We start from the raw sequence: 26,047 nt of genomic DNA, 5'->3' as shown, positions 1-26,047 counted from the left end.
ACTATGTGTGACGCACGGAAACGCTAAAAGTTTACGCGTTGAAGTACTTGGCTTCCGGATGCAGCAGAACGAAGGCGTCGGTCGACTGTTCCGGATGCAGCTGCAACTCCTCCGACAGCGATACACCGATCCGGTCCGCCTCGAGCAGCGACACCAGTTTCGCGCGGTCCCCGAGTTCGGGGCAGGCGCCGTAACCGAAGGAGTAGCGTGCGCCACGGTAGCCGAGTTTGAAGTAATCCGTCACCTCGGCGGGATCCTCGTCGGCGACCGAATGCCCTTCCAGCACAAGCTCTTCCCGGATCCGGCGATGCCAGTATTCGGCCAGCGCCTCGGTGAGCTGCACCCCGATGCCGTGCACCTCGAGGTAGTCGCGGTAGTTGTTCGCCGCGAACAGCTCGTTGGCGAAGTCGGCGATCGGCTGCCCCATCGTGACCAGCTGGAAAGGCAGGACGTCGACCTGGCCGCGCTCGGTGGCCAGCTTCCGCGAGCGCACGAAGTCGGCGATGCACAGGAACCGGTCGCGCTGCTGACGCGGGAAGGTGAACCGATACCGTTGCGGCGCAGCGGGATCCGGTTCGGTGAGAACGATCACGTCGTCGCCCTCGGACACGGCCGGGAAGTAGCCGTAGACCACCGCCGCGTGCTGCAGCACTCCCTCGGTGGACAACCGGTCCAGCCAGTACCGCAGCCGCGGGCGGCCGTCGGATTCGACCAGATCCTCGTAGCTCGGCCCCTCATCGCCGCGCTGTCCACGCAGGCCCCATTGGCCCAGGAACAGCGCGCGCTCGTCGAGCAGGCCCGAGTATTCGCCCACCGCAAGGCCTTTGATCACCCGGGTGCCCCAGAACGGCGGCACCGGCACCGGCAGGTCGGCGGCCACGTCCGAGCGCTCGGGCACCTCGACGGGCGTCTCCTTGGCGCGCCGCTCGGCCGCGATGCGCTTGGACCGCTCGTGGCGGGCCTTGCGCTCGGCGGCCTTGGCGCGTTCGGCCTCGGCCTCGGGGCTGTCCGGATCGACCGCGCCGCCGCGCTTGCGGGTCATGATGTCGTCCATCAGGCGCAGGCCCTCGAACGCGTCGCGGGCGTAGTGCACATCGCCGGCGTAGACGTCGGTGAGATCGTTCTCGACGTAGGAGCGGGTCAGCGCGGCGCCGCCCAACAGCACCGGGAACTGGTCGGCGACCCCGCGGGTGTTCATCTCCTCGAGGTTCTCCTTCATCACCACCGTCGACTTGACCAGCAGGCCGGACATGCCGATCACATCGGCCTTCTTGTCGGTCGCCGCGTCCAGAATCGCCGAAATCGGTTGTTTGATACCGAGATTGACGACCTCGTAGCCGTTGTTGGACAGGATGATGTCGACCAGGTTCTTGCCGATGTCGTGCACATCGCCCTTGACCGTCGCCAGCACGATGCGACCCTTGCCCGAGTCGTCGGTGGCCTCCATATGCGGTTCCAGGTGCGCCACCGCGGTCTTCATCACCTCTGCGGACTGCAGCACGAACGGCAACTGCATCTGCCCCGAACCGAACAGCTCACCGACGGTCTTCATACCGGCGAGCAGGGTTTCGTTGATGATCTGCAGCGGCGGCACTTCCCGCATCGCCGCGTCCAGATCGTCCTCGAGGCCGTTGCGGTCGCCGTCGACGATGCGCCGCTCCAGGCGTTCGAACAGCGGCAGCGCGGCCAGTTCGTCGGCGCGCGAGGCCTTCGCCGAGGCCGCCGAGACGCCCTCGAACATGGCCATCAGCGTCTGCAGCGGGTCGTAACCCTCGCGGCGGCGGTCGTAGATCAGATCCAGCGCCGCGGTGCGCTGATCCTCCGGGATCCGGCTCATCGGCAGGATCTTGGAGGCGTGCACGATCGCCGAATCCAGCCCGGCCTCCACGCATTCGTGCATGAAGACCGAGTTCAGCACCTGCCGGGCGGCCGGGTTGAGGCCGAAGGAGATGTTCGACAGGCCGAGGGTGGTCTGCACCTGCGGGTGCCGGCGTTTGAGCTCGCGGATGCCCTCGATGGTCTCGATGCCGTCGCGACGCGATTCCTCCTGCCCGGTACCCAGGGTGAAGGTCAGGCAGTCGACGATGATGTCGCTCTCGGCCAGCCCCCAGTTGCCGGTGATGTCGGCGATCAGCCGCTCGGCGATCTCCACCTTGTGCTGCGCCGTGCGGGCCTGGCCGTTCTCGTCGATGGTCAGCGCTACCACGGCGGCGCCGTGCTCGGCGACCAGTCGCATGATCTGCTGGAAGCGCGAATCGGGCCCGGCGCCGTCCTCGTAGTTCACCGAGTTGACCGCGCACCGCCCGCCCAGATGTTCCAGACCGGCCTGCAGCACCGGCGGCTCGGTGGAGTCGAGCATGATCGGCAGCGTCGAGGCGGTGGCGAGCCGGCCCGCCAGCTCCGCCATGTCGATGCTGCCGTCGCGGCCGACGTAGTCGACACACAGATCCAGCATGTGCGCGCCGTCGCGGGTCTGATCCTTGGCGATGTCGAGGCATTTCTGCCAGTCGCCGGCCAGCATCGCCTCACGGAAAGCCTTGGAGCCGTTGGCGTTGGTGCGCTCGCCGATCATCATGATCGAGGCGTCCTGTTCGAACGGCACCGAGGTGTACATCGACGACACACTCGGCTCATGCTCCGGATTGCGCTGAGCCGGAGCGACATTCGCGACCGCGTCGGCGACCTCGCGGATGTGCTGCGGGGTGGTGCCACAGCAGCCGCCGACCAGCGCGAGGCCGAATTCGGTGACGAAGCCGTGCAGCGCGCTCGCCAATTCGCCCGGGGTGAGCGGATATTCGGCGCCGTTGGCCCCCAGCACCGGCAGCCCCGCATTCGGCATCACCGACACCGGCAGCTGGGCGTGCTTGGACAGATGGCGCAGATGTTCGCTCATCTCGTCCGGGCCGGTGGCGCAATTGAGACCGATCATGTCGACACCGAGCGGTTCGATCGCGGTCAGCGCCGCGCCGATCTCACTGCCGACCAGCATGGTTCCGGTGGTCTCGACCGTGACGTGGGTGATGATCGGAATGCGCCGTCCGGCCCGCTCCATGGCCCGGCGGCTGCCGGTGACCGCGGCCTTCACCTGCAGCAGGTCCTGGCAGGTCTCGATCAGGATGGCATCCGCGCCGCCGTCGAGCATGCCCAGCGCGGCCTCGGTGTAGGCATCGCGCAGCGCGACGTAGGGAGCGTGGCCCAGGGTGGGCAGTTTGGTGCCTGGGCCCATCGATCCCAGCACGTAGCGTGGCGTGCCGTCGCCGGAGGGGCCCATCTCGTCGGCCACCTCGCGGGCGAGCCGGGTGCCGCGTTCGGACAGATCGCGGATCCGGTCGGCGATGTCGTAGTCGGCAAGGTTGGGCAGATTGCAGCCGAAGGTATTGGTCTCGACCGCGTCGGCGCCGGCCTCGTAATAGGCGCGGTGGATACCGCGCAGCACGTCCGGGCGGGTCTCGTTCAGGATCTCGTTGCAACCCTCGAGGCCGCGGAAGTCGTCGAGCGTCAGATCCGCGGCCTGCAACATGGTGCCCATCGCACCGTCGCCGATCACGACACGCCGGGCAAGCGTGTCGAGCAACGTGGTATCGAACTCGGCGCGGGAGGACACAGACATGTACCCCAGAGTAGTGGGCGGCCCCGACAATCCTGACCACCGGACCGGGCGGCCCGCACCACATCGCCCTCGACACGCGATATCCCGCAATATGCGGTGAACGACACCGCCGCCACGCCGTAGGCTGACCGGGTGAACCCCAGTGCCTCATCCGATCCGGCAATGCCGACGTTGCGTGATCCGGTTCTCGTCGCCGCCTTCGAAGGCTGGAACGACGCGGCCGACGCCGCCAGCGGCGCCGTCGAACATCTGGAACTGATCTGGGACGCCGAACCGCTGGCCGAACTGGATTCCGAAGACTACTACGATTACCAGGTCAACCGGCCGACCGTACGCCAGGTCGACGGCGTGACCCGCGAGATCCAGTGGCCCTCGACCACCCTGTCGGTGTGCTCGCCTCCCGGTAGCGAGCGCGACATCGTGTTGCTGCACGGCATCGAGCCGAATATGCGCTGGCGAGCGTTCTGCTCCGACATCATCGAGCTGATCGAGCAACTGCAGGTGACGACGGTGGTGATCCTGGGAGCACTGCTCGCGGACACCCCGCACACCCGGCCGGTCCCGGTCACCGGCACCGCCTACAGCAAGGAAGCGGCCGAACAGTTCAACCTGGAACAAACGCGCTACGAGGGACCGACCGGCATCACCGGCGTGCTGCAGGACGCGTGCGTGCGAGCGGGCGTGCCGGCCATCTCCTTCTGGGCGGCGGTTCCCCACTACGTCTCCCAGCCGCCGAATCCGAAGGCGACCATCGCGCTGCTGCGCCGGGTCGAGGACGTGCTCGATCTCGAGGTGCCGCTGGGCGAGCTGCCCGCGCAGGCCGAGGACTGGGAGTCCGCGGTCGACGAGATGACCGAAGGTGACGAGGAGGTCACCGAATACGTGCGGTCACTGGAGGAGCGCGGAGATGCCGCGGTCGACCTCGACGACGCGATGGCCAAGATCGACGGCGACGCGATCGCCGCGGAATTCGAGAAGTATCTGCGCCGGCGAGGCGGCGGCAAGGGCGGATTCGGCCTGTAACCGGTGGCGGCGCCGGACACTCGGCCGGCGGGCGGGTCCCGCGGACGCGTGTCCGGCGACCGGCCGCACACGGTCAGGTCTCGATGGTCAGCACCTGGGCTTCCGCGTCGTGGGCCAGCTTCGCGATCAGCACGTCGCGCGGAATGGTCTGGCCCGCAAGATGATCGAGCGACGGAACCACCACATGGTGTGCCTCGGCCCGCTTGAGCTCCGCCGTGAGCTCGGCGAACGCGGTGCCGTCACCCTGGGTCGATTCATGGAACGTCGCGGCGAAGCAGAGGCCGACTTCGCTGGCCAGGGTGCACATCGCATCCTCCAGCTCGGCAGCGTGACCGTCGGCTAAGTCGTCACGCACGTATCCATAGATCAACGCTTCCACCCGAACCTCCGTTTGGATGTGTAAGGGACTCGCTGTTCTGTTGTGGATCACCTGCTTGTGGATCACCCGCTGTGGACGGGAAAACCGCCCGAATCGAGCATCCGTCATCTGCAAATGCAATTGCAGATGTCAATGACGGACAACCGCGTGCCCTATCGGGTCCACCGGCGTTAACTGGTGGGATACTACAGACGTGGCCGTGAGTGACGATCGACCCGTCTGGGCTGTCAGGATGCGCTCCGAACGAGACGCGCGGGGGTGGTCCCAAGCGGATGCCGTCCGCGCGATGCGCGCGAAGTCATCCCACAACCTGCCGACAGACAGTACCCTCCTACGCAATTGGCGCCGTTGGGAATCGGGCGAGTCGCGCCCGGACGATTTCTACGCGCCGATCATCGCCGCGGCGTTCGACACCGTCACCGCGGCGTTTTTCCCCAAGGCGCGCCCGAATCGCGACGACGAACTTTTGTCGTCAACGGGAATGGACACGCTCGAGTTCATCGGCCGGCTGCGGATGTCCGACATCTCTTCGGCCACACTGGATGCCATTCGCATCACCGCCGAGCGACTGTGCTGCGAATATCCCTTCGCCGACCCGCACGAACTGCATACCGAGGGCACCGCGTGGCTGCGGCGCATCACCTCGCTGCTGGACGGACGGCTGACCCTGGCTCAGCATCGCGAGGTGCTGGTCCTCGCCGGCTGGGTGGCGTTGCTGGTCGGATGTGTCGACTACGACCTGGGCCGGCGCACCGCCGCGGAGGCGACCCGCCGCGCGGCGCTGTCGCTGGGCCAGGAGGCCGAACATCCCGAAATCGTCGGCTGGGGTGCGGAAATGGCGGCGTGGTTCGCCATCACCCAGGGCAATTATCGCGGCGCGATCGAGGTGGCCGAGTCCGCCCTCGACAATTGCCGTGGCATGGGTGTCGGCGTGCAGCTGGCCGCGCAGCAGGCCAAGGCGTGGGCGCGCATCGGTGATCGCGAGGCGATGGAACGCGCGCTCGAGCGCGGCCGAGATATCTTGCGGCAATTGGACAATCCGGCAAATCTGGACAACCACTTCGTGGTCGACGCGCAGAAATTCGATTTCTACGCCATGGATTGCTGCCGGGTCGCCGGTGACAACCGCCCGGCGGAAGCCTATGCCCGCCAGGTGATCCGCAGCGCCACGGGCCTCGACGGATCGGTCCGCCAGCCGATGCGCGTCTCCGAGGCACAGCTGACTTTGGCCGTGGTGGCGGTCCGCGATCGCGATCTGGAGCTCGCGGTCGACGAGGCGATGCGCGCGTTCGAGGGCAAACGCCGCTCGCTGCCGTCGCTGCTGTGGATCGCGGGTGAGGCGGCGCGGGAGATGATCGAACGCTATCCGTCCGATCCCCGCACCCGCACCTACCTCGAGCAGTTGCGGGTCCTGTCGATGAGCTGAGCGGATTGCGTTGCGCCGCTGAATTGCGTTCCTGAATTGCACGGGGCCGCCGGGGTTGTACGCTGCGACGAATGGACTTCAGTCTGCGCAGCTGCTCGTGGCACGGGCACGCCACCTACGCCCCCGATGAAGCGGAACTCGCTGCGCGCCTGCATGTTTCGACGGCCGCAGGCGAGGCCTGGCGGTGTCTGCGCTGCGGGAATTTCGTGATCGGCGAGCCGCGCGGGCGCGGCCCCGCCGATGCGGCGCCCGAGGTGCCGCGTGGGCGGCTGCTGCGCGACCGGCTGATCATGCGGCTGCTGGCCACCGAGCGCGTGGTGCGCGGACTGGTGTTCGTGGTGCTCGCCGCCGGGGTGTTCAAGGTGCGCAATTCGCAGGAGCAGTTGCATGCCGCCTTCGACCGGGAGCTGCCGCTGATCCGCCCGCTCGCCGACCAGATCGGCTGGAATCCCGACAATTCCAAGATCGTCGCATTCATCGAGAAGGGCTGGACGCTCTCGCCGGCCGTGCTCACCTGGATCGCGGTGGGGTTGCTGGCCTATGCCGTCATCGAATTCGTGGAGGCCGTGGGCCTGTGGTACGTGCAGCGCTGGGGTGAGTATTTCGCGGTGATCGCCACCTCGATCTTCCTGCCGCTCGAAATCTACGAGCTCACCGAGCGCATCACCGTCCTCCGCGCCGGCGCGCTGGTGATCAACATCGCCGCAGTGCTGTGGTTGTTGTGGTCGAAGCGGTTGTTCGGCCTCAACGGCGGTGGCGCCGCCTACCACCGCGAGCACAGTGAGGAGAGCCTGCTGACCGTGGAACGCTCCGCGGTCGCCACCGAAGCGGGGTGACGGCACGCCGAGGCCCGGGTGCGCCGCCGCGGCGCGCGGGCAGGTATTACGCTCGTGCCGGTGACCGAGTCCGCTGACCGATTGCTGCCCGCCGAACCCGCACTGTTCGACGGCGTCTCCCCCACCCGGGGTGAGACCGTGATCGAGGGCGCGGACCGGCTGCGGTTGTTCTCCTTCGCCACCGCCGACAAACGCAACGACTATCTGTGGGTGCTGCGCGCGTTCGACCATGCCCGCGCCGCCTATGTGGTGCTGCTGCACGCCTCCGATGTGGCCGACACCCTGGCTCGGATGCCGGATGCCCCGCATCCCACCGCCACCGAGATCGGTCCGCTGCTCGAGCAGTTGCACACCTGGGGTGTGCTGGAACGCAGTTACGACGGCACCCGCGCGGCGACGCTCGCCGAATATCGCAACCGGCACTACGTCTATCAGTTCTCGCAGGCCGGATTTCAGGCGTATCGGGCGGTGAACGAGGTACTGGGCGCGCGCCTGGACGAGGCCTCGCTCTCGCGGCTGGTGCTTCCGGAACTGCTGGCCGATCTGCAGGCGCTGGCGCAGGCCAATCGCGACGGTGATGCCGAGCGGGTGTATCGGATCCTGAAGCGGCTCGACACCGCGCTGTCCGAATTGGCCGACCGCGCGGCGCATTTCTACCTGACCCTCGGCGATCTGGTCCGCACGACCGAGGCCACGCCGGAAGCCTTTCTGGCACACAAGGATGCGCTGCTGGCGCATATGCGCGAATTCAGTATGGATCTGGCCCGCTACGCGCCCCGGCTGGCGGCCGCGATCGCCGAGGTCGACGACACCGGCGCCGAGTCGCTGATCAGCCGGGCCGCGTCCTGTGACGAGCGGGTGTTGCTGGACGTCGCGGCGCGCGAGGCCGATTGGCGGGCCCGTTGGCAAGGGCTGCGCGGATGGTTCGTCGCGGTCCGCGACCGCAGCGCGCCCGACCCCGGCGCCGAATCCGCGCCGGCGACAGAGGCCGAACGGTTGCGGGAGGCGACCATGAGCGCGATCGCCGCTGTGCTGTCGCTGCTGCGCCGCGTGACCGAAACGCGCAAGGGCGGGGTGAGCCGGGAATCGGCGCTGCGGCATCTGGCCGGCTGGTTCGCCGCCGCGCCCACCACCGACAGCGCGCACGCCCTGTTCGACGTCGTGTTCGGATTGGGCAAACCGCGTCATCTGTCGATGGAACATCCCGACTCCGACATCATCCCCGCGCACCGATCCTGGTGGGAGGCAGCGCCGCTGGAGATCGCGCGCACGCTCGCCGAAACCGGCCGCCAGCCCACTCCGGGCGCGCCCGCGCGCCTGGTGCGCAACGATGCGGGGGTGCGGCGGCTGCGCCAGGCCCAGCTGGAGACGCAGCGGGCCCGCGCGGCGGCCGCGATGTCGCTGGCCGCCGCCGATGTGCACGACCGGGTGCTGGACGAACGCGAAACCGAGGTCCTGCTGCGACTGCTCGACGCCGCCTCCACGGCGTGGGTGCCGGTCAGCGGCCGGGTGAGCACGACCGGCTCCGACAGCGGCGTCACACTGACGGTCTGCGAACATCCCGGCTCCACGGTGGTACGCACCGCCCAGGGACTGCTGTATCTGGATCACCGCCGGCTCGAGGTGCGCGAGAACTCCCGCGCCCGTACCGCCTCCGGGCGGTCGTGATGCACGCGAAAACCATCGACCCGCTGGCATTGGACAGCTACCAGCGCGCCGCGCGGGTCCTGCTGGCCAATCATCTGGTGACCCGGACCTTCCCCGATCGCATTGCGCTGCCGCTGATTCGGCGATGGGCCACCGAACTGCGCGAGGATATGGCGGAGTTGCTCGGTTACCGGCTCGAGGTCACCGAGACCACGGCGCGGCTGTTCCCGATCCCGGACCGGCTCGACACCGGCCGTCCGGCCCGCACCCCTGGCGATCGTCTCTTCGACCGTCGCCGCTACGCGTATCTGTCGCTCGCGCTGGCCGCTCTCGGTCGCGCCGGTGATCAGATCACGCTGTCGGAGTTGGCCGATCAGGTCGCCGCCTATGCGATGCGGGTGGAGGGGCTGGAACTGTCGACCGAACGCGCGGCCGACCGGGATGCGTTCGTGGACGCGGTGGCCTGGCTGGCCGCCCGCGGCGCACTGACTCTCGCCGACGGCGACGCCGGTGGCTGGGCGGCCGACCCGGAAGCGGGTGAGGCGCTCTACGACATCGACCGCTCGGTGGTGTTCGCGATTTTCCGGCCGCCGCGCGCATTGCAGCACCTGCACAGCGTGCGCACCCTGCTGTCCGACGACACCGATTCGGCCGCAACAACTTCCGTGCCGTCGCGGGCCGCAGCCGCGCGCCGGGTGCGGCGGGCGCTGATCGAACTGCCGGTCGTCTACACCGAAACCCTCGGTGCTGCCGAGCAATCCGCGCTGGGCAGCGAGAAGATCGTGGCGGAGGTGGAGTTGCTGACCGGGCTGCGCGCCGAACGCCGCGGTGAGGGTGTGGCTTTGATCGACACCTCCGGCCGGTTCTCCGATGTGCGCTTCCCCAGCACCGGAACGCTCGCGCAGGTGGCGCTGCTGCTGATCGGCGAGATCGCCGACCGGGTCCTCGACATCGACGATCCACTTCCCCGGCAACCGCGCCCGCCCGCCGCCACCGGCACGGCCGACGGACTCGATGCCGCCATTCCGGCGGCGACCGTCTTCGCGCCGCTGGTCACGGCGCCGCAGGAGCCCGTCGACGCGGAAGATCCGGCCGACGACGAGGAAGGCCCTGCGCCGGTCACCCATCCGTTCGTCGACGACGAGTGGATTCGCGCGACGGTGCGCGCCCTCACCGAACGGTACGGTTCGACCTTCGCCGCCCAATGGCAGGCCGACGTGGGCGGGCTCACCACCGAAGTGGTCGGTCTGCTGGCGCGGTTGTCCCTCGTGGAGACGGTCGACGGCGGCGTCCTGGCCCTGCCCGCGCTCGCCCGCTACCGGGGCGCGGTGGTCACCGTGCGCACGCGGGCCGAATCCGAATTGTTCGCCTCGGCACGATCGCTCGGCGCGCACGCCACCGCGGAACCGGCGACCGCACCGGCCGGCGCCGCGGGATCCAGTACTTCAGGAAAGGGGACGGAGTAATCCATGGACCTCATTCACGGTGGTGTCCGCTTCATTCCCACCCGCGCCGGGATCGTCAATCTGTGGGACTACCGGGATCAGGAATTCTGCTTCGCGGACGGACGGCTGGTGCTGCGCGGGCCGAACGGCTCCGGTAAGACCAAGGCGCTGGAGGTGTTGTTCCCCTTCGTCTTCGACGGCCGCATCGAGCCGCGCCGGTTGAATCCGTTCGCCGGTGAAGAGCGCACGATGAAGTCGAATCTGCTCTACCGCAAACAGGATTCGGCCTACTCCTACGTCTGGATGGAATTCGCGCGCGGGCGCTGGTCGGAGCCCGAGGTGGTGACCGTCGGCATCGGTATGCGCGCCACCCGGTCCTCGGACAAGGTGACACGGTGGTATTTCGTCGCCGACGGCCGGGTGGGCGTGGACTTCTCGCTGATCGGTCCCGACGATCGGCCCTTCACCCGCAAACAGCTGGCCGAGCAGATCGGCACCGACGCGATCGTGGACCGCCCCGTCGACTATCGCGCCGCTATCGACGCGCGCATGTTCGGCCTCGGCGTGCAGCGCTACGACCAGTTGATCAATCTGATTCTGACCCTGCGCCGCCCGCAGCTGGCCAAGAACCTCGATCCGCGCGGACTGTCGCAGGCGCTGACCGACGGCCTGCGCCCGCTCGACGATCAGCTGATCCTCGACGCCGCCCGCTCGTTCAGCGATATGGAGGAGGTCGGCCGCACGCTCGAGGGGTTGGTCGCCGCCGACTCCGCCACCCGCACCTTCGTCGACGTCTATCGCAAATACCTTGCCGTGCAGGCGAAGTCGGATGTGGATCAGGTGCGCTCCCGGTTGGACGCGGTGACCCACGGCAGCACCGCGCTGTTCGCGGCCGCGGCGCTGCGGCAGCGACGCGAGTCCGAGCGCACCGCGGCCGAGCATCGTGCCGAGGAGGCCGATCGCGCCTATGAGCAGGCCCTCACCGATCGGGAGACGCTGCAGCGTTCCAGCGCCTACGAAGGCAAGCAGCAGCTCGACGATCTGGCCGATGCGGTGCGGCGGCTGGAGACCTCGGCGGCGGTCCACCGCGACAAGGCGACCAAGGCCCAGCAGGCGGCCGACCAGCGCGGCGACGAATACGAACGCGCCACCGCCGCGGTCACCACCGCCGCCGCGGCTCTGGCCCGCGGTGAGGACGAACTGCGCGCGGCGGCCGAGGAAGCCGGAATCGCCTGGGCCGCGCTGCCCGAACAGGCCCGCACCGAACAGCTCACCACCACCGTGCGCAGTCACGCCGAGGAACGCGACGCCGACGTGCGCGCGGTGCGCCAGGCGATGACGGTGGCCGATGCCGCCGCGGCCGACCGCACCCGCGCGGAACGAGCCGTGGAACGCGCGAGCCGCCACCGCGATACCGCCACCGCCGAACTGGCCGAGGCGGAGGCCGCGGTGGCGCTGGCGCGCGCGAATACCGCTGCCTCCCTGCGTAATTGGTGGGACACCTACCGCGACCTGCACTCCCCGGTAGCCGCCGGATTATTCGAGGCGCTCGACGCCGCGCTCGCCGAGGCCGGCGGTGACGATGCGCCGCCGCTGCCACAGGTACTGGCCGAGCACAGTGAATCGCTCACCGAAACGCTGCGCGACCGCCGCCGTCAGGCCCGCGCGGCCGCCGATCAGGCGCGTGACCGCGCCGCGGCGCTGCGTGCCGAACAGCAGCGGGTCGGGGCCGAACAGGACGACGCGCCCCCGGCACCGCAGAGCCGCACCGATTCCCGGGCGATGCGTGCCGGTGCGCCGCTGTGGCGGCTGGTGCGCTTCGCCGACGACGTCGACGCCGAACGCGCCGCCGGGATCGAGGCCGCTCTGCAAGCCGCGGGCTTGCTCGACGCCTGGGTCGGAGCGAACGACGAAGCGCAGCAGACTGATTCGGACATCGTCCTGACCCCGCTGCCGCCCACCGCACGGCCCGACGGTCCCACCCTCGCGCAGGTGCTGGTCGTCGAGGACGGTGTCGGCGACGATTCCGATGCGCCGATCGCCGCGGTCTCGCGCACCCATCTCGCCGACATCCTGGCCTCGATCGCACTGAGCGACAACGACTCCCCTGCATCGGAGAATCTGGTCGCCGTCGGCGGCGACGGCGGTTTCCGGCAGGGCGTGCAGCTCGGCCGCCACCACAAGCCGCAGGCGGAATTCATCGGCGCCACCGCCCGGGCGCGGCGCCGGGAACGGCGGTTGGCCGATCTGGCCGAGGAGATCGCCGCCGCAGAACACGCCGAGCAGAGCGCCCGCGCGCACGCCGACGAGGCCTCCGGCGAGTTGGCCCAGCTGGCGGCCGCCGCGAAGGAATTGCCACGCAGCAGTGCGGTGATCGCGGCGCTGCGTTCGGTCTCGGAGGCGGCGGGTGTGCTGCGCTCGCATACCGAGGCGGTGGCGCAGGCCGAACACGATCTGGACCAAGCAGTCTCGGCGTTCACCGCGGCCGACAAGAAGGTCCGCGCGGTCGCCGCCGCCCGCAACGCGCCTCGCGACCCCGCGGAACTGGACGCGCTCGCCGCGGCGGTCCGCCATTTCGAGAACACCGGCACCGCGCTGCTGCGACTGCGCGGCGACCAGCAGCGCGAGGCCGAACGCGCCCGTGAGGCGAACGACCGGCTCGCCGAATCCCGCGATCTGGCCGAGGCTTTCGCCGAGGAGGCGGAGGCCGCCCGCGCCGGTTACGAGGAGCAGCTGCGCAAACTCGAGACGCTGCGCGAGGCGCTGGGCGCCGACGCCGCCGATATCGACCGCGAACTCGAGCAGGCCCGCGAGCGCATCGACGCCGCCCGCGCCGAACAGCGCGCCGCCCGCAAGGCCGCCGCCGAGGCGATCGAAGCGGTCGGGTCGGCCGAGGGCGCCTATCGCGCCGCCCACGAGTCGCTCGGCACGGCGTTGACCGAATTGCTCACCGACGTCCGCAACCTCGCCCCCTACGCGCGGCCCGATCTGCTCTCGCTGCTGGGCGCGCCCACCGAGAGCCGGTGGCCGAGTTCACCAGCGGCCTGGTCGACCGCCGATCAGCTGCTGTATCGCATCGAATCTGGCGGGCCGGAGGGTGCGACCGCCGTCCTGCCCGTCGAGGTGCACGAGTTGTTCGACAACCTCTGCGCCGCCACCGCTTCCGTGCGCGCCGGGGAGTCCGCCCGCAAGTCGACCCGCAGCGCGGTCACCGCGGCGCTGCAGGAATTCGACGCCGCACTGGCCTCCGCCCGCCAGGACTACCGCCTGCAATGGGATGCCGCCGACGGCCTGACCGTGGTGCAGGTGCACGACGACAACGGGATGGCGGCGCTGGCCGATTTCGCCGACCGCATCGCCGCCGCCCGCGCCGATCAGGAACTGCTGCTGACCGATGCCGAACGGCGCATTCTCGAGGACGCGCTGCTGACCGGACTCGCGCAGCAGATCCATGAACGCACCTGCGACGCCCGCGATCTCATCGCCCGGATGGGCGCGGAGATGAAGCAGCGGCGCATGTCCTCGGGTAACACCATCGGTGTGCACTGGGTGCTGGCCGACAATCTGTCGGAGTCGGCGCGCGCGGTGTGCAAGCTGCTCGACCGGGCCGCTGCCGACCTGGGTCCCGGCGAATTGGCCACGGTGCGTGCACATTTCGCCGCCGAGATTCGCGCGGCGCGGGCGGCGCACCCGGAACGCTCCTATCCGGAGATCCTGGCCACCACGCTGGACTACCGCGCGTGGCGGGTTTTCTCGTTCACCCTGGTGACCGCCGATGGCTCCGAGGATCGGCTCACCGTGGCGCGGCACAGCGCGCTCTCGGGTGGCGAACAGTCGGTGTCGCTGCATCTTCCGCTGTTCGCCGCCGCGCACGTGATGCTGGATTCGGCCGATCCGCAGGCGCCGCGACTGCTCGCGCTGGACGAGGCGTTCGCCGGCGTCGACGACAACGGTCGCAGCGAATTGCTCGGCCTGTCGGTCGATTTCGATCTGGACCTGTTCATGACCGGCTACGACCTGTGGATCACCTACGATCACGTACCCGCGTGCGCGCATTACGATCTCGCGCATTCGGCGGCCGAGAACACCGTCAGCGCGACGCTGCTGGTGTGGGATTCCTCGGCGCTGCTGGCCGAACACGACGGCTCCGACCTGACCACCGCCCTGGGCTCCCCCAACCGGCGCCGTACCCCGCACACCGTCGAGGGCGGCATCACCTTCGACGAGGCGCTGGAACCGACCAGCTGAGCGTAACCCGTTGCGCACCGGGCATATTCGGCGCGGACGCCCTCAGCGGTCGCCGAAGGTGACCGACAACGAATCCCGGTCGCCGGGTGCGACCACGACGGTCAGCGGCGGATCGGGAATCGGCCGGTCGGAGGCGGCGTAGCCGACCCAGCCGGTGCCGACGAAGACCGCGATGAGCAGTGCGGTGGGCAGTTCCGGCAGCAGCCATCCGCACGGTATCGAGGCCAGACCGGTCTCGGGGATCAGCTGGACCGTGGGTATCTCCGGTCCGGTCTCGCTGTGCACCGCATTGCCACGTATCGCACCGCTCCGCCGCGCCGGAACCCGCCCTCGCACCCGAACCTCCATCGCTTCGAGCGTCCCGGCCCGTCTGCCGGGAAACCGCCAGACATTTACAGTGCCCCATCCGCGAGTGCGCCACACCGGTTATGGACAGGAGAATCGGCGTGTCTCCGAAAGTTTGCTGAATACCGCGTGGTGGCTATCCGATTCGCGAGTTTCGCACTATCGGTGCGGACGGACACTGGCGTCGGGCCACCGGGGCGGGCAGGCGCCGCCGGGGAAGGTCTGCAACTCGAAGTGCCACCACTCGTTGTCGAACGTCCGGCACAGCCCCCACCGATTCCCGTTGTCCTGCAACCACTGTGCGCCCTGCTGCGGGCCGACGTCGATCGCCTTACCGCTCACGTGCGTCGACTCGTCCGGCGGCAGCACCCACCGCCGCGCGGCGTCGGGACCGCCGTAGGTGGCGATGCCCTGCTCCCACAGCTGTTCCTGTTCGTCGCGGGTGCGGTGCCCGGACACGATCCCGAGCGGCACGCCCTGCTGGTGGGCTTGGCGTTCGGCCATCGTGTAGGCGGCGGCCAGCAGCGGATCCAACCCCTCGGTGCCGGCGGCGAATGCGGTAGGGGTGGGTTGGGCCAGACCCGGTCCCGCGGCCCCGGCCAGCGCCACACCGACCACCACGGCTGTACCAGCAAGTCCTCGCAGCATGAAACCGATCGTAACCAGCGCCGATCCGCACACCGCGCAACCGGGTGCCGGCCCGCCGTCGCGCCCGCGAGCCGCCGGGACCAGCACCGCCTGACATTCCGGGCGGCTGCGTCGTCGTAGAGGACGTACCAGTTTCCAGCCATCCAGGAGTTCCGGAAATGACCAGAATCGGCATCATTCTCGGCAGTACCCGCCCCAACCGCAACGGTGCGCAGATCGCGCAGTGGGTTCTGGACTCGGCAGCGCGTCGCAGCGATGCCGAGTTCGAACTGATCGATCTGCGCGACCACCCGCTGCCACATCTGGACGAGCCGGTGCCGCCGATGTTCGGCCCCTCGGTGCATGCGCACACCCGGGCATGGGCCGAGCGGATCGCCCAGTTCGACGGTTTCGTACTGGTGACGCCCGAATACAACGGCGGTATGCCAGGGGTGCTGAAGAACGCCCTCGATCATGTGTTCGCGGAGTGGGTCGACAAGTCGGCCGGATTCGTCTCCTACGGCGCGAACGGCGGCGCCCGCGCGGTCGTGCAGCTGCGGGCGGTCTGCAGCTCGCTGGGCATGGCCGATGTGGGCTACCAGGTCTCGATCTCGGTGCTCACCGATTTCGAGAACCACACCACGTTCATCCCGCGTGACCATCATGCCGCCGCGTTGGACAAGACACTGGACCAAGTCATCGCGTGGAGCACCGCGCTCGCCCCGCTGCGGGCCGGCGCCGAAACCACTCTCGCCAATTCCTGAGGAGCCGAACATGACCGTATCCAACGACTTTCAGTCCCGCGCCGACCGCATCGCGGCCGACGAATTCGAGATCCGCCGGCAGATCGACCGGGTGATCGACGGACTGCGCGCCAAGGATCTCGAGGCGGTGCGGCAGGCGTACGCGCCCGACGTGGTGTCCTTCGATGTCGAGCCGCCACTCCAGCACGTCGGTATCGCGGCCAAACTCGACAACTGGGCCAAGGTGTTCCTGTTCTTCGAGGACGTGAACTACGAGATTCGCGACCTGACGTTCACCGTGGGCGAGGACGTGGCATTCGGGCACGCGTTCGCGCGACTGCACGGCACGATGAAGAACGGGATGGCCAACAGCGGTATGTGGGTCCGCGTCACCTACGGAATGCGAAAGATCGACGGCATCTGGCTGATCGCGCACGACCAGGTGTCGGTACCGTTCGACATCGCAAGCGGCACCGGCGTCGTCGATCTCGAGCCCTGACAGCGCTTGCGCGGTGTCAGCCGGATGAGACGGCTTCCTCGTAGGCGCGCAGTGTCGTGATGACCAGGGCCCGCTGCTCCGCGGTCAGCGGGCCCAGCGCGGCGCGCCACCCGCGATCCGCACCGCCGAGCCAGTCCGCCACGGCCGTTCGGTGCGCGTCGGCGATCGCAACGAGGGTGCGCCGCCGGTCGTTGTCGTCGGGGCGGCGTTCCAGGACGCCTTGGCGGCTGAGGTCGCCGATCATCAGGCTCACGGTGGTCGGCGCCACCTCCAGTCGCCTGGCCAGTTCGTTGACCGTGAGCGGCCCGTCGAACAGCACGTACGTCAACAACGACAGATGGCGCGGCGCCAGATCGAACGATCGCAGCGCCTCGGGCACCGGCAGACGTTTCGCGCGACCGACCAGTCGCGGCATGAGCAGCACCATCGCCCGGACACTGTCGTCCAAGGACAGCCCGTCGTTCTCCGTTGACATACCTTTCTCCCTCAAATACCTTTGATTTCAAAGCTAAATTGCCGAACAGGCCCATCGTCCCACGTGGACGAGCTGTCACCCCTTTCCCGGAGGAGAAACGATGACCGATCCCGCCGCCCGCCTCCGCGCACTGACGATCGGATTGCATCCACGAGCGTTGGACTACAGTCGTTTTCCCGATCTGGACGAGGAGCAACTCACAGCCCGGGTCGACGCCGCCAACGCCGCCCTTCGGGGCACCGAATTCGACATCACACCGTGCCTGGTCTCCGCCTCACCCGACGAAGCCGAGAACGAGATCCGCGCGGCGCTGGCGAACCGATCGTTCGACCTCGTCATGGTGGGCGGGGCGGTGCGGGCCGTCCCCGAGCACACCCTGCTGTTCGAACGCGTCATCAATCTCGTCGCGGAGGCAGCGCCGGGAATTCGCTTCTGCTTCAACACCTCACCCGAAACCACTCTCGACGCCCTCCGCAGAGCAGCCGCATTCGCCTGAATCCGCTGTCCGCGAGACCGCGGCTAATGTCATAGGCAGTCGTAGACGGCGGTGACCAGGTCGTAGGCACGCCGGTCACCGGCGAGCCAATCGCGGCGCAGATTCGGAACGAAGGCGATCGCGACCCGGTTGTCGACATCGCCCATGCCGATCGAGCCGCCCGCGCCGGGATGCCCGAACGCGGTGGGGGCCGCGGTATCCGGCAGCACGAAATTCTGCGACGGCAGCATGTATCCCCACCCGAGCGCCGTCTCGAGTCGCAGCACCGCGTCCACCCCGCGCACCCGCTCCCGCGTGGCCTCCGCGAGGACCGCCCGCGGCAGCAGCGTTCCCGCGACGAGGTCGCGATAGAAGCCGGCGAGAGCGCGGGCGGTGACGACCAGTCCGGACGCCGGCCACCCGCCCGCCAGCACGTCCGAATTGTTGTATGCGGCAACTGGATTGGACGAGGATCGCATCAGCAGCGAATCCGGATCGCGATAGGCCTCCTCCAGGCGGGCCGCCGTGGCCGCATCGACCGGCCCGCCGTCTTCCGTCCACACCGTCTCGGCAGCGGGCGGGCGGGCCAGGCGCGCCGCCTGCGCGGCCTCCTCGGCGGAGACACCGATACGCAGATCCGCACCGAAGTGGCCGCGCACATACTCGCCGACCGTCGAATCAGTGTGACGGCGAACGAATTCGCCCACGAGCCAGCCGAAAGTCAGCGCGTGATAACCATGTTCGCTACCCGGCCGCCAGATCGGGCGCTGCGCGGCGAGAGTGCGCGCCATCAGTTCCGGATCGGCGGCCTCGGCCACCGTGATCGGCCGCTCGAAGACGGGCAGCCCGGCCCGGTGGGTCAGCATGTCGGCGAGTGTCGTGGATTCCTTACCGGCGACGGCGTATTCGGGCCACCACCGCGCGACCGGCTCGTCCGGGTCGATGCCGACGTCCTGCGCGACGGCGAGGGCCGCCGTCGCGGTGAGCGCTTTCGTGCACGAGAAGACGACACAGGCTGTGTCCTGCTCCCACGGTCGACCGGTGCGTTCGTCCGCGACGCCGCCCCATAGATCCACCACGGGACGCCCGTCCACGCACACCGCCACCGAGGCGCCCAGATCATGCCCCTCGGCCAGGTTGGCCGCGAACACCTCCCGGACCGCCTCGAAGGCCGGATCCACCCATCCCTGCACGCCGGTCATGCCGAAATTAGAACACGTTACAGAGATCGTGGCCGGTGTTCGCCGCCGAACCTCGGCGCGCCGGGCGAAATGCGCGGCGGCGTGTCGCCCTGCCGTGCGTTCGAATCACCCGATAGCGTGCGAAGCGGTCGTGGGCTCTGTCGACCCGAGGACGAGGAGGCAGTCATGGCTCTTCCGCTGACCGCGAACGCTCTGGTGCCGCTGGCCGCCGCGCTGGGGGCGAGCGCGCTGGTCGCAGTCGCTTCCCTGGCGCCGGGACGGACGCGAAGGATCCCCGCGCAGGCCGACGAGGTGACCCGGCTGCGCATGGTGCGCCAAGGCGGGGTCGCGCCCAGCGGCCGGCACCGCGCGAAACGGTCGCGGTGGGGTGCGGTCACATCGACGTCGTAGCAGTACGGATCACGAATCGAGCCATCGTTCGATCGCGTCGAGTTCGCCGGCACAGAAGACCTCCTCCCCGCTCTCCTTGTCCAGCAGTTTCCATTCCGGTTGCGGACGGACGCTGCGGAGGAGAACGTAGCCGGTGGTTTCGGCGCGCGCGGTGAGCTCGCCAATTCGTTCCGGCATCGGATCTGCCTGCGCTGCTGCGGTATTCGTCTCGCGGTCACTCATCGTCTTCGCTCCTGAGGGTGTTCCGGCGGGTGGAATCGGGCCGAATGCGGCCGGCCGCGACCAGCGCGGCGAAAGCCTCACGCTTGCGCGGGCAGTCGTGGTCGCGATGGATCTGCATCCAGTGGTGGGCCTCGGCAGTGGTGAAGGACCGGGCGGGCGGGGCACAGCTCCAGTCCGTGAGCCGCGCGATGGGTGTCCCGGGGTTCGCACCGTTCCGTCGCTCGCCGTGCCCCGTACGTGGAGGATCATCGCTCGGCCAGAAGCATCCGACGGCGAGCAGCACGACGCCACACCCCGACAGCACCGTGACGACGCTCGACAGAGCGTTCCACGTTCCCATCGCTCACCGGTCACGAATGACGTTCGGGTGCACGCTATTTGCCAGTTCCGTCAACCCTGCGAGCACCTGCTGGAACGTCTCGATCGGCACGGCGTTATGACGTGGCGAAGCGGAAACACCACTGCCAACCGGGAATTCGATGCCGCGCCGATGCGCACGCTCGCGCGGGCTCAACCGCGGCGGCTCGACCCGCCGGAGATGCACCAGGGTCCGATAGGCCACCTGTTTCCACGCGCACTGTTCGATACGGCAGCACCGGTGCTGCTGCATCAGATCGTGAGCCAGTTCGATCTGAGTCAGATCGCAGATACCCGGTAGCGCGAGGAGAGCATCCTCGTCGATCGGTGGGTACGGCACTGGTTGTATCTCCTTCGATAACGTTGGGCTGGAAGGCAATTCACGACCGGCGCTCGCCGGGCCGGTGCGGCTCGGCTATCATGTGCGGTAGCCGTGGCACAGGGGGCGCACTCCACCTGTAGCCGCACTAGCGATTCGTCAGGTTCCTCTGTTGATGTCGACCGCAGGAGCGGTCATGGTTTCGCGTCGGTCGTGGTAGCAGCACCAGAACACCATCGACCGGCCTGGTCCGCGTGCGCGACATGAAATCCCACCGGAAGTGCCGCAAAGCGCCAGGACGGATTACAGGAATCCAGAAGCACCATTTCACTTCGCAATGAAACAGAAAAGGGGCATTCGATGGCCGAACCCGGGGAACCGCTGTCCCTGCCGAAACGCCAGCTCGGCTACTACCTCAGGCAGGCCCGGGAGGAAACCGGCATGAGCCTGGCCGAGGCCGCGGCACACATCGGACGCTCGGCACCCACGTTGATGCGTATCGAGAAGGGACTCACCCAGAAGCTGTCTGTTTCCGAGATCGAGGCGTACTGCCGGTTGTACGAGTTCGATCAGGAGAAGATCGAGGCGATGAAAGGCCTTGCTCAGCAATCTGATACGGAGAACTGGTGGCACGAATGGGACGACCTGATTCCCGCCGACTTCGATATCTATGTGGGGCTGGAAACGGGAGCGCGGGAGGTCGCCACATACCAACCAGACCTGATTCCCGGTCTACTCCAGATCCCGGACTACGCCCGAGCACTGATTCGCACTGCGCTGCCCGAAGCTGGCGAGGAAGAAATCGACCGTCGCCTTCGGCTGAAGCTCCGGCGACAGCTTCTCATCACCCGTAAGGTGCGTCCCGCCGAACTCCAGGTGGTGATCCATGAGGGGGCGCTCCGGCGAATCGTCGGAAGCGCCAAAGTTATGGGCTCTCAGATTCGCCACGTCGCGGACATGAGCACCCGCGCGAACGTCGAGGTCCGAGTCCTTCCGTTCAGCTCCGGAGTCCCCCTGGGTGATCCGGTCGGCGCCTTCGTTGTTCTGCGGTTCAACGATCGCGCGCGCACTGTCGTCTATGTTGAAACCTTCACCGGCAATTTGTATTTGGAAAAATCTGCTTCCGTCCGCCGGTACGCTGGAGTATACGAGGAGATGCAGCTCGCCTCCCTGAATGCGACGGCCAGCAGGGCCTTGTTGCGACAGGTAGCGAAGGAGTATTTGCGATGACGGTTGATCTATCCGGCGCGAAATGGTTCAAGAGCAGCCGAAGCACCGCCACGAGAGAATGCGTCGAAGTCGCATTCCTCGACGGCAGCATGGTCGGCATCCGCGATTCGAAAGACCCAGGCGGTCCCGCGCTCGCCTTCACCCCCGGCGAGTGGGACGCCTTCACCGACACCCTGAGTAACGGTGGGCTCGACCGGCCGTTCGCGTAGGTGGGATGGCGACGTGAAGTGAACGTCGACCCATGCCGAACACGGTGGTTCAAAAGCACCAGGAGCGATGCGAAGAGGGATTGCGTCGAGGTCGCGTTCCTGATGGGTGGCCGGGTCGGTGTCCGCGATTTGACGAATCCGGACGGCCCGGCCCTCACTTCACCGCCGATGAGTGGGACGCCTTCACCGGCATCATGATGAACGGAGGGTTCTCCCAACCACAGGCGTAGTCGGCCGGCGCAGCGAGTCGGCCGGGCGGCCCGCAGTCGGTGATTCCGCACGATTCCTGTTCCAGGAATAGGCGAGACCGAAAAGCGTTGCGCCACAGCCCTGCCGACGCAGCGGGACGGCCTGCTATCGGCACCGGATCTCAGCGCGCTCCAGGCCCGATCCGGCGCCCAGTTCCACCGCGTGTGCGCTCGGCCAGTCGGCACGTAACGCTGCCCCAGCGCCGATGGAGGTGGGTGCAGCGCGGCATCTTCGTGTCGGCATTCGCGACTGCCGATGTCAACGGTCCGCTAATCACCGCCAGTCAGCTGAAACGCCGAAAGGTACTGGGCAAGAGCCCGTTTCACTACAGGCGATCAAATCCTCACATCCGGCGGCCAGCGCCGCGCGCAGGGTATCGCGGACCGCGCCGAGTTCGGCCAGCTTGGCATCGACCTCCGCGAGCTTGGCCCGCGCACGGGTGCCCAATCCGGCATCGGCGCGCCGATGGTGGCCGGTGCCGGAAAGCAGGTCGGCGACCTCGTCGAGGCTGAATCCGAGCCGCTGGGCGGCCTTGATCACCCGCAGCACCGTCACCGCCTCCTCCGGATACAGGCGGTGCCCGCCGAGGGTGCGCTGCGGTTCGGCCAGCAGGCCGCGGCGTTCGTAGTAGCGCAGGGTCTGGGTGTTCACCCCTGCGGCGGCCGCGAGCTCGCTGGTGCGCAGCGCGGTCACCGTGCACCGCCGGTGGCGCGGGCGGCGAATGCGTCGAGCACCGCCGTATAGGCCGGTGGCACACCGACACTCAGCACCGGCCCTTCTTCAGTGGCGCTGAAGTCGAACACGAAGAACGAACAGCAGCCGGTCTCCCGCGCCGCGAGGTCTCGGGCGCGCGGCTCGGCGTCGGAGGCGAGAATCAGTTCCAGCCGATGCGGGTGCGGTCGACCGACAGCACGGACCGCATCAGCGAAGAACCGATCGAACTCGGTCACGCGGATCGGCTGCTCGACCGTGGGCAGGGTGCAGGCCGAGGGCACCCAGTCGTTCCGAGCCGGCGAAATCGTCATAGATCGACGGTAAACCTGTACCCCGGTAGCGGATGCAACCGCGAGATTCACCCGAGCACGACCACGAATGAATTCACAATTTTCTGTATACAGATTTCGATGTACCGTATGGGGTATGCAGACCTTGCCCGTGGCCCATACCGATGCGCTGGCTCGTTTCGGGCACGCTCTGTCGGATGCGACCCGCACCCGGATCCTGCTGAGCCTGCGTACCGGCCCGGCCTATCCGTCGGAGATGGCCGAGCAAATCGGAGTCTCCCGGCAGATTCTGTCCAATCATCTCGCGTGCCTGCGCGGATGCGGACTGGTCGTGGCGGTCCCCGAAGGCAGGCGTAGCCGTTACGAACTCGCCGACCGACGCATCGCCGCCGCCCTCGAGGACCTGCTCGGGCTGGTGCTCGCGGTCGATCCGGCCTGCTGCCCCGCCGCCGAGACCGAAGGCTGCTGCTGATGTCGCAGTCGCTGGGTATGCCGGGCACACCGTCGGCCGTGGCGGTCGGTCCGTCGTCGCAGCGGCGAGCGGTGCTGGCGCGGCGGATCCGCTGGTTCGTGGCCGCGACCATCTCCTACAACGTCATCGAGGCGATCATCGCCCTCACCGAGGGCAGCCGGGCGTCGTCGACCGCGCTGATCGGATTCGGACTCGACTCGGTGATCGAGGTGTCCTCCGCCGCCGCGGTGGCGTGGCAGTTCGCGGGACCGAACCCAGAGGCCCGGGAGAAGATCGCCCTGCGCATCATCGCGTTCTCGTTCTTCGCTCTCGCGCTCTACGTCACCGTCGACTCGATCCGCGGCCTGCTCGGACTCGGTGAAGCGCGCCACTCCCCCATCGGAATAGGCTTGGCCGCAATCAGTTTGGTGATCATGCCGATCCTGTCGGCCGCGCAGCGCCGCGCCGGTCGCGAACTGGGCTCCGCCAGCGCGGTCGCCGATTCCAAACAAACCCTGCTCTGCACCTACCTGTCCGCGGTGCTGCTCGTCGGCCTACTGCTCAACGCCCTGTTCGGGTGGTCGTGGGCCGATCCGATCGCCGCACTGGCCATCGCCCTGATCGCGGTGAAAGAGGGGGTGAACGCCTGGCACGGCGACACCTGCTGCCCCGCCCCAGTCGCACAGCAGACCGACGATCACAGCTACGACTGCTGCGACCACCAGCACCCTTGATCCCGCGTGTAAGTAGCCGCACATCGGTGCAAAAATCCGTTGCCGAGCCATTGGGACCACTGCTACCTTTCCCGCAGCCGTGCAAGAGAACGAGGAGGTGGTACCCGTGAACGCAATATCGACATGGGTGCTCCCCTCCGGGGTCACGGTCGGGCGATAGGTCGTCCGGGAGCGCCGCGCGACAGCACTCCCGAAAGGCACGACCATGCACTTCACCTCCGAACAGCGTCTCGGCGACGACGTCCTCGAACGCAAGTTCACTCTCGGCGAGATCCCCGGCATCCTGTGGACGCCCGTATCCGCCTCCGCACCGACACCGCTGATCCTGCTCGGCCATCCCGGCGGGCTGGACAAGATGTATCCGCGTCTGGCGGGCCGGGCTCGGCACGCGGTGGCGGAAGGCTGTGCCGCGGCCACCATCGAACTCCCCGGCAGCGGTGACCGGCCTCGTTCCCCCGACGCCGAGCAGGCCCGAGCCGATCTGCGCCGGGCAGTCCAGGCCGGCGAGCCCGTCGACGCCGAAATTGTGGATCGGCTCGTCCTTCCCTTGGTAGACAAGGCCGTACCGGAATGGCGGGCCACCCTGGACGCCCTCCTGTCACTGCCCGGAATCGGCGGCCCGGTCGGGTTCTCGGGCGGGGTGATCGCCATCGGGGTCCGGCTGGCGGTCGTCGAGCCGCGCATCGCGGCCGCCGTCCTGTTCGCCGGAAGTTTCGTGCCCCGCAGCATGTTCGACGAGGCACATCAGGTCACCATTCCGCTGCTGGTCCTGCTGCAGTGGGACGACGAAGGAAACGACCGGCAGCAGGCCCTGGACCTGTTCGACGCCTTCGGCTCGAAAGAGAAGACGCTGCACGCCAATATGGGCGGGCACACCGGCGTCCCGCAGTTCGAGGGAGATGACGGAAGTCGTTTCTTCGCACGGCATTTGAAGTGAGAACGGGCGGTCCGGCCGACAGCAGCGAGGAGCTGCCGGCCGGGCTGTCGATCAGTTTTCGGGCAGGGTTCGGGCGACATCGTCGATCGTGCGCGTCAAACGCGGCGCCGCCTCGTCGATGTCGTGAGCCGACAACGCCTGGTTGACGATCAGCCAATCCTCGATGTCGTCACCGCTCACGTACTTGCGAAAACAGTTGTAGATCGCGTAGTAGGCGAACTCGACCGGATCGGGGAAGACGAGATCATCGTCTTGCATCGCGCAAATGGGTTCGAGATATCGATCGCGCACACCCGCGAGATCCATACCGGCCCGGGCGGAGCGAAGGGCATCGGCCGGAAGCTCGACCTCCACCTTATGCCGCATCCCGACAACCGAGTCGCGATAGCGCAGCTCGCGGGGCTCGCCCCGGACGTAATCGACCCACGTCGACAGCGCATCCTCGCACAGCGACAGATGAACCTGTCGTCTGTGCTCAGCTCCCAGCTGGAAGAAGAGATCGCTCGGCGTCATGAAGGGCACTCTGCCAGAACGTGGATTGCCCTGGTGTCCGGGCGACACGCCCGCTCACAGCGTGTAGGTGAGGGTCAGGACCTCCTGCTGGGCCTCCGTCGCCTGGCCGGAGATTTCGACGAGTTCCCCCGTACCCGACCCTGGAACAATGGTCCCGTAGGTGCTCTGGGTATCTCCCTGCATCACACCGCCATGCTGAATGACGAAGGACCCCCGACGCCCGTCGAGGATGCCCTCGACGCGCTCCGAGGCAACGAATCCGGCGCCGGAATCTCCCTGGGCGGTAAGCACTTCCACCACACCCGAGCCTTCGATCACACCGCTGTAGCTCTTGCGGATCTGCACCCGTGTCAGCTTGGGGCCCACGTCCGGCTGGTCATAGACCGTCTCGGTGAAATCGATGATCTGGAAACGCGCTTCGACGGTGCGGGCCTGGTGCTGATCGGTCATGC

At 68.0% G+C, this 26,047-nt stretch carries 28 protein-coding genes; 16 read left to right on the top strand and 12 right to left on the bottom strand.

What is annotated here, in order from left to right; genetic code table 11:
* Nucleotides 1–31: 31 nt before the first annotated feature.
* A complete protein-coding gene (gene metH / locus C8258_RS06050; protein WP_106954287.1) occupies nucleotides 32–3,610 on the bottom strand; it encodes a methionine synthase in 3,579 nt (1,192 codons plus the stop codon).
* A gap of 162 nt (nucleotides 3,611–3,772) precedes the next feature.
* On the opposite strand from metH, the gene C8258_RS06045 reads away from it, so the two are divergent.
* Nucleotides 3,773–4,633 carry a PAC2 family protein gene (locus C8258_RS06045; RefSeq protein WP_233224910.1) on the top strand — a complete coding sequence of 287 codons (861 nt, stop codon included), beginning with the start codon at nucleotides 3,773–3,775 and terminating at the stop codon, nucleotides 4,631–4,633.
* 73 nt (nucleotides 4,634–4,706) lie between these two features.
* Here the strand turns inward: C8258_RS06045 and C8258_RS06040 are convergent, their stop codons facing one another.
* A complete protein-coding gene (locus tag C8258_RS06040) occupies nucleotides 4,707–5,012 on the bottom strand; it encodes a hypothetical protein (RefSeq protein ID WP_062965122.1) in 306 nt (101 codons plus the stop codon).
* 286 nt (nucleotides 5,013–5,298) lie between these two features.
* On the opposite strand from C8258_RS06040, the gene C8258_RS06035 reads away from it, so the two are divergent.
* From C8258_RS06035 to C8258_RS06015, 5 genes are all read left to right on the top strand, one after another.
* Nucleotides 5,299–6,438: a hypothetical protein gene (locus C8258_RS06035; RefSeq protein WP_106954375.1), complete on the top strand. Its 1,140-nt coding sequence runs from the start codon at nucleotides 5,299–5,301 to the stop codon at nucleotides 6,436–6,438.
* A gap of 71 nt (nucleotides 6,439–6,509) precedes the next feature.
* Nucleotides 6,510–7,274, top strand: a complete 765-nt coding sequence (locus tag C8258_RS06030; protein WP_106954285.1) for a DUF2127 domain-containing protein — start codon at nucleotides 6,510–6,512, stop codon at nucleotides 7,272–7,274.
* Nucleotides 7,275–7,433: 159 nt separating this feature from the next.
* On the top strand, nucleotides 7,434–8,942 hold the full coding sequence (locus tag C8258_RS06025) for a TIGR02677 family protein (protein ID WP_106954374.1): 1,509 nt from the start codon (nucleotides 7,434–7,436) through the stop codon (nucleotides 8,940–8,942).
* A complete protein-coding gene (locus tag C8258_RS06020) occupies nucleotides 8,942–10,387 on the top strand; it encodes a TIGR02678 family protein (protein ID WP_106954284.1) in 1,446 nt (481 codons plus the stop codon). Before C8258_RS06025 ends, C8258_RS06020 begins: the two co-directional genes overlap by 1 nt.
* A 3-nt stretch (nucleotides 10,388–10,390) precedes the next feature.
* Entirely contained in the window at nucleotides 10,391–14,614 is a 4,224-nt protein-coding gene (locus tag C8258_RS06015; RefSeq protein ID WP_106954283.1) for a TIGR02680 family protein, read from the top strand.
* Between the two features lie 42 nt (nucleotides 14,615–14,656).
* Here C8258_RS06015 and C8258_RS06010 read toward each other — a convergent pair whose 3' ends face one another.
* Together C8258_RS06010 and C8258_RS06005 are read right to left on the bottom strand one after the other, a co-directional pair.
* Nucleotides 14,657–14,899, bottom strand: a complete 243-nt coding sequence (locus tag C8258_RS06010; protein ID WP_036501865.1) for a hypothetical protein — start codon at nucleotides 14,897–14,899, stop codon at nucleotides 14,657–14,659.
* Nucleotides 14,900–15,118: 219 nt separating this feature from the next.
* Nucleotides 15,119–15,607: a M15 family metallopeptidase gene (locus C8258_RS06005; protein ID WP_106954281.1), complete on the bottom strand. Its 489-nt coding sequence runs from the start codon at nucleotides 15,605–15,607 to the stop codon at nucleotides 15,119–15,121.
* 158 nt (nucleotides 15,608–15,765) lie between these two features.
* On the opposite strand from C8258_RS06005, the gene C8258_RS06000 reads away from it, so the two are divergent.
* The gene (locus C8258_RS06000; protein ID WP_106954280.1) at nucleotides 15,766–16,350 is read left to right on the top strand and encodes an NADPH-dependent FMN reductase; all 585 of its coding nucleotides are present in this window, start codon (nucleotides 15,766–15,768) and stop codon (nucleotides 16,348–16,350) included.
* Between the two features lie 10 nt (nucleotides 16,351–16,360).
* On the top strand, nucleotides 16,361–16,828 hold the full coding sequence (locus tag C8258_RS05995) for a nuclear transport factor 2 family protein (RefSeq protein WP_106954279.1): 468 nt from the start codon (nucleotides 16,361–16,363) through the stop codon (nucleotides 16,826–16,828).
* Nucleotides 16,829–16,844: 16 nt separating this feature from the next.
* On the opposite strand, the gene C8258_RS05990 is transcribed toward C8258_RS05995, so the two are convergent.
* On the bottom strand, nucleotides 16,845–17,303 hold the full coding sequence (locus tag C8258_RS05990; protein WP_199195604.1) for a MarR family winged helix-turn-helix transcriptional regulator: 459 nt from the start codon (nucleotides 17,301–17,303) through the stop codon (nucleotides 16,845–16,847).
* Nucleotides 17,304–17,403: 100 nt separating this feature from the next.
* Between C8258_RS05990 and C8258_RS05985 the strand changes: the two genes are divergently transcribed.
* Nucleotides 17,404–17,799 (top strand): hypothetical protein, encoded by a 396-nt coding sequence (locus tag C8258_RS05985; protein ID WP_106954278.1) that lies wholly within the window; start codon nucleotides 17,404–17,406, stop codon nucleotides 17,797–17,799.
* 29 nt (nucleotides 17,800–17,828) lie between these two features.
* On the opposite strand, the gene C8258_RS05980 is transcribed toward C8258_RS05985, so the two are convergent.
* Nucleotides 17,829–18,980, bottom strand: a complete 1,152-nt coding sequence (locus C8258_RS05980) for a serine hydrolase domain-containing protein (RefSeq protein WP_106954277.1) — start codon at nucleotides 18,978–18,980, stop codon at nucleotides 17,829–17,831.
* Between the two features lie 165 nt (nucleotides 18,981–19,145).
* Here C8258_RS05980 and C8258_RS05975 point away from each other — a divergent pair, with 165 nt between their 5' ends.
* A complete protein-coding gene (locus tag C8258_RS05975; RefSeq protein WP_106954276.1) occupies nucleotides 19,146–19,370 on the top strand; it encodes a hypothetical protein in 225 nt (74 codons plus the stop codon).
* A 9-nt stretch (nucleotides 19,371–19,379) separates the two neighbouring features.
* Here the strand turns inward: C8258_RS05975 and C8258_RS32205 are convergent, their stop codons facing one another.
* Together C8258_RS32205 and C8258_RS05965 are read right to left on the bottom strand one after the other, a co-directional pair.
* Nucleotides 19,380–19,592 (bottom strand): hypothetical protein, encoded by a 213-nt coding sequence (locus C8258_RS32205; RefSeq protein ID WP_146161170.1) that lies wholly within the window; start codon nucleotides 19,590–19,592, stop codon nucleotides 19,380–19,382.
* A 343-nt stretch (nucleotides 19,593–19,935) separates the two neighbouring features.
* Nucleotides 19,936–20,289: a hypothetical protein gene (locus C8258_RS05965; protein WP_106954274.1), complete on the bottom strand. Its 354-nt coding sequence runs from the start codon at nucleotides 20,287–20,289 to the stop codon at nucleotides 19,936–19,938.
* A gap of 339 nt (nucleotides 20,290–20,628) precedes the next feature.
* Between C8258_RS05965 and C8258_RS05960 the strand changes: the two genes are divergently transcribed.
* From C8258_RS05960 to C8258_RS33610, 3 genes are all read left to right on the top strand, one after another.
* The gene (locus C8258_RS05960) at nucleotides 20,629–21,498 is read left to right on the top strand and encodes a helix-turn-helix transcriptional regulator (RefSeq protein WP_106954273.1); all 870 of its coding nucleotides are present in this window, start codon (nucleotides 20,629–20,631) and stop codon (nucleotides 21,496–21,498) included.
* On the top strand, nucleotides 21,495–21,707 hold the full coding sequence (locus C8258_RS05955) for a DUF397 domain-containing protein (RefSeq protein WP_106954272.1): 213 nt from the start codon (nucleotides 21,495–21,497) through the stop codon (nucleotides 21,705–21,707). The genes C8258_RS05960 and C8258_RS05955 overlap by 4 nt, the downstream gene beginning before the upstream one ends.
* Nucleotides 21,708–21,809: 102 nt before the next feature.
* Nucleotides 21,810–21,905, top strand: a complete 96-nt coding sequence (locus C8258_RS33610; protein WP_369974711.1) for a hypothetical protein — start codon at nucleotides 21,810–21,812, stop codon at nucleotides 21,903–21,905.
* Nucleotides 21,906–22,229: 324 nt separating this feature from the next.
* Here the strand turns inward: C8258_RS33610 and C8258_RS05945 are convergent, their stop codons facing one another.
* Nucleotides 22,230–22,649, bottom strand: coding sequence for a MerR family transcriptional regulator (locus C8258_RS05945; RefSeq protein ID WP_106954271.1), 420 nt, complete (start codon nucleotides 22,647–22,649; stop codon nucleotides 22,230–22,232).
* Nucleotides 22,646–22,981, bottom strand: coding sequence for a hypothetical protein (locus C8258_RS05940; RefSeq protein ID WP_106954270.1), 336 nt, complete (start codon nucleotides 22,979–22,981; stop codon nucleotides 22,646–22,648). Before C8258_RS05940 ends, C8258_RS05945 begins: the two co-directional genes overlap by 4 nt.
* 115 nt (nucleotides 22,982–23,096) lie before the next feature.
* Here C8258_RS05940 and C8258_RS05935 point away from each other — a divergent pair, with 115 nt between their 5' ends.
* The 3 genes from C8258_RS05935 (at nucleotide 23,097) to C8258_RS05925 (ending at nucleotide 25,082) form a co-directional block, all read left to right on the top strand.
* On the top strand, nucleotides 23,097–23,432 hold the full coding sequence (locus C8258_RS05935; protein WP_036507939.1) for a helix-turn-helix transcriptional regulator: 336 nt from the start codon (nucleotides 23,097–23,099) through the stop codon (nucleotides 23,430–23,432).
* On the top strand, nucleotides 23,432–24,145 hold the full coding sequence (locus tag C8258_RS05930; protein ID WP_106954269.1) for a cation transporter: 714 nt from the start codon (nucleotides 23,432–23,434) through the stop codon (nucleotides 24,143–24,145). Before C8258_RS05935 ends, C8258_RS05930 begins: the two co-directional genes overlap by 1 nt.
* Nucleotides 24,146–24,350: 205 nt before the next feature.
* Nucleotides 24,351–25,082 (top strand): dienelactone hydrolase family protein, encoded by a 732-nt coding sequence (locus C8258_RS05925; RefSeq protein WP_106954268.1) that lies wholly within the window; start codon nucleotides 24,351–24,353, stop codon nucleotides 25,080–25,082.
* Nucleotides 25,083–25,133: 51 nt separating this feature from the next.
* On the opposite strand, the gene C8258_RS05920 is transcribed toward C8258_RS05925, so the two are convergent.
* A complete protein-coding gene (locus C8258_RS05920; RefSeq protein ID WP_146161169.1) occupies nucleotides 25,134–25,595 on the bottom strand; it encodes a hypothetical protein in 462 nt (153 codons plus the stop codon).
* Between the two features lie 54 nt (nucleotides 25,596–25,649).
* Nucleotides 25,650–26,045 (bottom strand): DUF3224 domain-containing protein, encoded by a 396-nt coding sequence (locus tag C8258_RS05915; protein ID WP_106954266.1) that lies wholly within the window; start codon nucleotides 26,043–26,045, stop codon nucleotides 25,650–25,652.
* Between the last annotated feature and the right edge of the window lie 2 nt (nucleotides 26,046–26,047).

The organism is Nocardia sp. MDA0666, assembly GCF_003023875.1.
In the GTDB taxonomy this organism is placed as follows: Bacteria; Actinomycetota; Actinomycetes; order Mycobacteriales; family Mycobacteriaceae; genus Nocardia; species Nocardia aobensis.
Note: the sequence above shows the minus strand (reverse complement) of the source record. Positions and strands in the feature narration are given on the sequence as shown.